Raw genomic sequence first — 3,974 nt, 5'->3', positions numbered from 1 at the left:
GTGAGTAGTGAGTAGTGAGTAGTGAGTAGTGAGTAGTGAGTAGTGAGTAGTGAGTAGTGAGTAGTGAGTAGTGAGTAGTGAGTAGTGAGTAGTGAATAAGCGGCGGATGTCCGCAACGGCAAACTTCCATGCTTACTACTTACTACTCACTACTCACTATTCACTATTCACTATTCACCATTCACCATTTCCCTTACCTCACCACCCTCATCACCGTGCGGTCCGACAGCAATGGCAATAGCCGGGCCATCGTGCGTGCTGTCACCGCGACGCAGCCTTGCGTCGGTGTGAAGTCGGGGCGGGCCAAATGAAAGAAGATGGCGCTGCCGCGTCCGCGGCGACGCGGCGCAACGTTCCAGTCGAGCACCAGGCAGGCGTCATAAAGCCGGTCGGCGCGCAGCATCCGTTCGTGGCTGGCGCCATAGGGGATCTTGACCGGACGGTTGTAGTTGCGGTCCTCAGGCACTTCGCACCAGCCGAGATCGCGACCGATCGGCGCCATCGCCAGCCGGGTTTTGCGGCCGCCGGGAAAATGATCGTTGCGGAAATATCCCGACAGTATCCGCATCGACCCAAGCGGCGTGGCGCCATCGCCTTCGCGCTTGCCGGCCGATATGCCGCCGCGCCCCAGCGCACAGGAAAACACCAGTTTGCCAGCCTGCAGAAGCCCCTGGCTGGGGTGGCCGGGCCTGGCGCGCACGGTGAGAACACGAAGCCCTTTTCGCAAAAATGCGCTCGCCTCATTGCACACGCGTTTTTTCTTGTATGATCGTGCCACGGAACAAATCATTGTGATCGGCTGTTGTGCCGGTCAGCTTCCGCATAAACAGGCAGCGGTCAACTGAATTTTCTTTTCAAAACAACGGATTGATCCATGACTTCACGCACCATTCTGATCGTCGATGACGATGACGACCTGCGCGGCACGCTCGTCGAGCAATTGTCTCTCTATGAAGAATTCGACGTCCTGCAGGAATCAACCGCCGCCAAAGGCATCGCCACGGCCCGCGGCGGCATCATCGATCTGCTCATCATGGATGTCGGCCTCCCCGACATGGATGGCCGCGAGGCGGTGAAGATACTGCGCAAGGGCGGCTACAAGTCGCCTATCATCATGCTGACGGGACACGACACCGATTCCGACACGATTCTCGGCCTCGAAGCCGGCGCCAACGACTATGTGGTCAAGCCGTTCCGCTTCGCGGTTCTCCTGGCCCGCATCCGTGCCCAGCTTCGCCAGCATGAGCAGAGCGAAGACGCCACCTTTTCGGTCGGCCCCTACACTTTCAAGCCTAGCCAGAAGCTTCTGATCGACCAGCGCGGCGCCAAGGTGCGGCTGACCGAAAAGGAAGCCTCGATCATCAAGTATCTCTATCGCGCCGACCAGAAGGTGGTGACGCGCGACGTGCTGCTCGAGGAAGTCTGGGGCTACAATTCCGGCGTCACCACGCACACCCTGGAAACCCATGTCTATCGGCTGCGCCAGAAGATCGAGCGCGATCCTTCCAACGCAGAAATTCTTGTGACAGAAAGTGGTGGCTACAAGCTGGTTCCTTAAACATTTAATCATTCAATCAGCGGTTAGGGGAGGCGCCGCTTTCGGGTACGATCCTGAGACTGGAGGTGGTTCTGGATCGAGCTCGCTGACGCAACGGCCCAAAAATTGGATTCGTTTTTGGAAAGCCCGGTGCGTCGATTTCAAAGCGTTTAGAGCGTCCTTTGCCGCGTCCAAAGGAACGCTCGGCGCTCCAATGGAGGGATTTGACTGGCCGTTCGGGGACACAGCTAGATGGCGTTGGATGACGACATCCGCATCCTGTCCGCCGTGAGGCTCTTCGAGAGCTTCACGGAGGAACAGCTGCGTCTGCTCGCCTTTGGCGCGGAAACCACCAGGCTGCAGGCCGACCACAAGCTTTACCGCGAGGACGACGAGGCCGATTGCGCCTATATCGTGGTCAGCGGGCGCATCGTGCTGTATCGCGAGCAGGATGGCACCCGCGTCCCGATAGGCACGGCCGGCCCCGGTACGATGCTGAGCGAACTGGCGCTGATCGCCGACACCAACCGGCTGACCAGCGCATCCGCCGAGATCGATTCGGAAGTGCTGCGGCTCAGCCGCAAGATGTTCCACCGCATCCTGGAGGAATATCCCGATATCGCGGTCCACCTGCACCAGCGCATCTCCGAGGATTTTCAGGCAATGATCCGCCGCATCGAGAAGCTGGCGCCGCGTTTCGACGACTGAACTAGCTGACGCCTCGAACGCTCTTGGATCTGTAGAGGCACCAGAGTGGTTTCTTGAATTCAAGTTCACCCTGGCCCAGAAGTCGAAAGCCGCAACGTTGATAGAAACCCAAATTCTTGCGTTCCGCGGTTTCGAGAAACGTCCCCGCTGAGACAGGGTCTCTTTCAGAAAGATCGCAGTAGGCCTCGATGAGAGCGAGGCCAGCCCGCTTTCCCTGAATTCAGGGATGGACCCCCAAAACCCCAAGATAAAAATGCGGCTCCGACGGCTCGTATTTCTCGCTGATCGTCTGAGACTTCTCGAAGCGCGACACCATCAACTCCTGCCGTTGCTGGAGTGAGGCCCATCTCTCCCGGTGATCCGGAAGCCATTCCGGTCGTTGCGTATCATAGCCCATCGCCGCACCCAGGATGCGGCCTTCGCTCTTTAATACCAGCACTGGCATGCCAAGCGCGAGACGCGCCACCATAAGGATCGAGAAGAACTCGGTCACGAGTTCAGGATCCCCTTCGAAGAAGAAGGTCATGTGCGGATCGCCTGCAAAGGCATCTGCCAGGCAGTCGGCCGCCGATGTCACATCCGACGTTTGTGCTGCAACTATCTCCATGTAGCCTAGCCAAACTCCCTCAGGATCTCAGAGGCTATTGAACCTCCAGTGTCTCGTCGAGAGGCACTTGATCATGCTCCGCCCGCTTTGGGACAAAATGCTTTAATCCAGGTCGAACCGCGCTATGACCGGCACATGGTCCGACGGCCGTTGCCAGCCGCGCGCCGGCCGCAGGATCTCGTAGCCGGCAAAGCTCGGCACCAGGTTTGGCGACGACCAGACATGGTCGAGCCGCCGGCCGCGATCCGACGCTTGCCAATCCTGCGCGCGATAGCTCCACCAGGTGTAGAGCTTCTGCTCGTAAGGCACGTTGAGCCGCATCAGGTCGACCCAGTCGCCGGCGAGCCGCATCGCCTCGAAATTTTCCGTCTCGACCGGCGTATGGCTGACCACTTTCAGGAGCTGCTTGTGCGACCAGACATCGTGCTCGAGCGGCGCGATGTTGAGGTCACCGACCAGGATCGAGCCGGACACTTCGTCGTGCTCGGCGCGGATGGCGTTCATTTCGGCGACGAAATCCAGCTTGTGCTTGAACTTGCGGTTGATAACGGGGTCGGGCTCGTCGCCGCCGGCCGGAACATAGAAATTGTGCAGCAGGATCGCCTTGCCGCCGGCCCGCACGGTGACCGACAGATGTCGGCAGTCCTCGATCTCGCAGAAGCGGCGCTTTTCGACAATCGCGATCGGCCGGCGCGCCACCGTCGCCACGCCGTGATAGCCCTTCTGGCCGTGGAAGGCGATGTGCTGATAGCCGAACTTGCGAAACGCCTTCTCGGGAAACAGTTCGTCCGGAACTTTAGTTTCCTGCAGGCAGAGCACGTCCGGTGCCTGTTCGACAAGCAGGCGTTCGACGAGCGGCATGCGCAGGCGGACGGAATTGATGTTCCAGGTCGCGATCGAAAAGGGCATGTTTGGGATTCCGGGACAGCGCAAGGTCCGCCAGAGGGCTCCGACGGAAAGTCAATCCCGGAAACTACTGCCAGCCGCGCATCGCAAAAACAAGCCGGGGGGGGGGGGGGGGGGGGCGGGGGGGGGGCCCGGGGGGGCGGGGATTAAGGTGGGGGGGGGGGGGGGGTGGTGGTTTGGGGGGTACGGGGCGGGGGGGGGTTTGTTTAAATAAGT

Annotated in this window: 5 protein-coding genes; 2 read left to right on the top strand and 3 right to left on the bottom strand. The window is 59.8% G+C overall.

Annotation, left to right across the window (positions count from 1 at the left end):
- Positions 1-193: 193 nt before the first annotated feature.
- Positions 194-790, bottom strand: coding sequence for a L,D-transpeptidase family protein (locus AC0L3O_RS12520; RefSeq protein ID WP_128173682.1), 597 nt, complete (start codon positions 788-790; stop codon positions 194-196).
- An 84-nt stretch (positions 791-874) separates the two neighbouring features.
- On the opposite strand from AC0L3O_RS12520, the gene AC0L3O_RS12515 reads away from it, so the two are divergent.
- Both AC0L3O_RS12515 and AC0L3O_RS12510 read left to right on the top strand, forming a co-directional pair.
- On the top strand, positions 875-1,558 hold the full coding sequence (locus AC0L3O_RS12515) for a response regulator transcription factor (RefSeq protein ID WP_027155919.1): 684 nt from the start codon (positions 875-877) through the stop codon (positions 1,556-1,558).
- Between the two features lie 231 nt (positions 1,559-1,789).
- Complete coding sequence (locus AC0L3O_RS12510; protein WP_128171159.1) at positions 1,790-2,245, top strand: cyclic nucleotide-binding domain-containing protein; 456 nt, start codon at positions 1,790-1,792, stop codon at positions 2,243-2,245.
- 220 nt (positions 2,246-2,465) lie between these two features.
- Here AC0L3O_RS12510 and AC0L3O_RS12505 read toward each other — a convergent pair whose 3' ends face one another.
- On the bottom strand, positions 2,466-2,852 hold the full coding sequence (locus tag AC0L3O_RS12505; protein ID WP_473615724.1) for a hypothetical protein: 387 nt from the start codon (positions 2,850-2,852) through the stop codon (positions 2,466-2,468).
- A gap of 102 nt (positions 2,853-2,954) precedes the next feature.
- A complete protein-coding gene (locus tag AC0L3O_RS12500; RefSeq protein ID WP_128171157.1) occupies positions 2,955-3,761 on the bottom strand; it encodes an exodeoxyribonuclease III in 807 nt (268 codons plus the stop codon).
- Between the last annotated feature and the right edge of the window lie 213 nt (positions 3,762-3,974).

The sequence above is a fragment of the Mesorhizobium sp. WSM4810 genome (genome assembly GCF_055811235.1).
Note: the sequence above shows the minus strand (reverse complement) of the source record. Positions and strands in the feature narration are given on the sequence as shown.

Excerpts from the sequence above, each read along its gene's own strand:
- AC0L3O_RS12500 (WP_128171157.1), bottom strand. The coding sequence starts at position 3,761 with ATGCCCTTTTCGATCGCGACCTGGAACATCAATTCCGTCCGCCTGCGC.
- AC0L3O_RS12510 (WP_128171159.1), top strand. The coding sequence starts at position 1,790 with ATGGCGTTGGATGACGACATCCGCATCCTGTCCGCCGTGAGGCTCTTC.
- AC0L3O_RS12505 (WP_473615724.1), bottom strand. The coding sequence starts at position 2,852 with ATGGAGATAGTTGCAGCACAAACGTCGGATGTGACATCGGCGGCCGAC.
- AC0L3O_RS12520 (WP_128173682.1), bottom strand. The coding sequence starts at position 790 with ATGATTTGTTCCGTGGCACGATCATACAAGAAAAAACGCGTGTGCAAT.
- AC0L3O_RS12515 (WP_027155919.1), top strand. The coding sequence starts at position 875 with ATGACTTCACGCACCATTCTGATCGTCGATGACGATGACGACCTGCGC.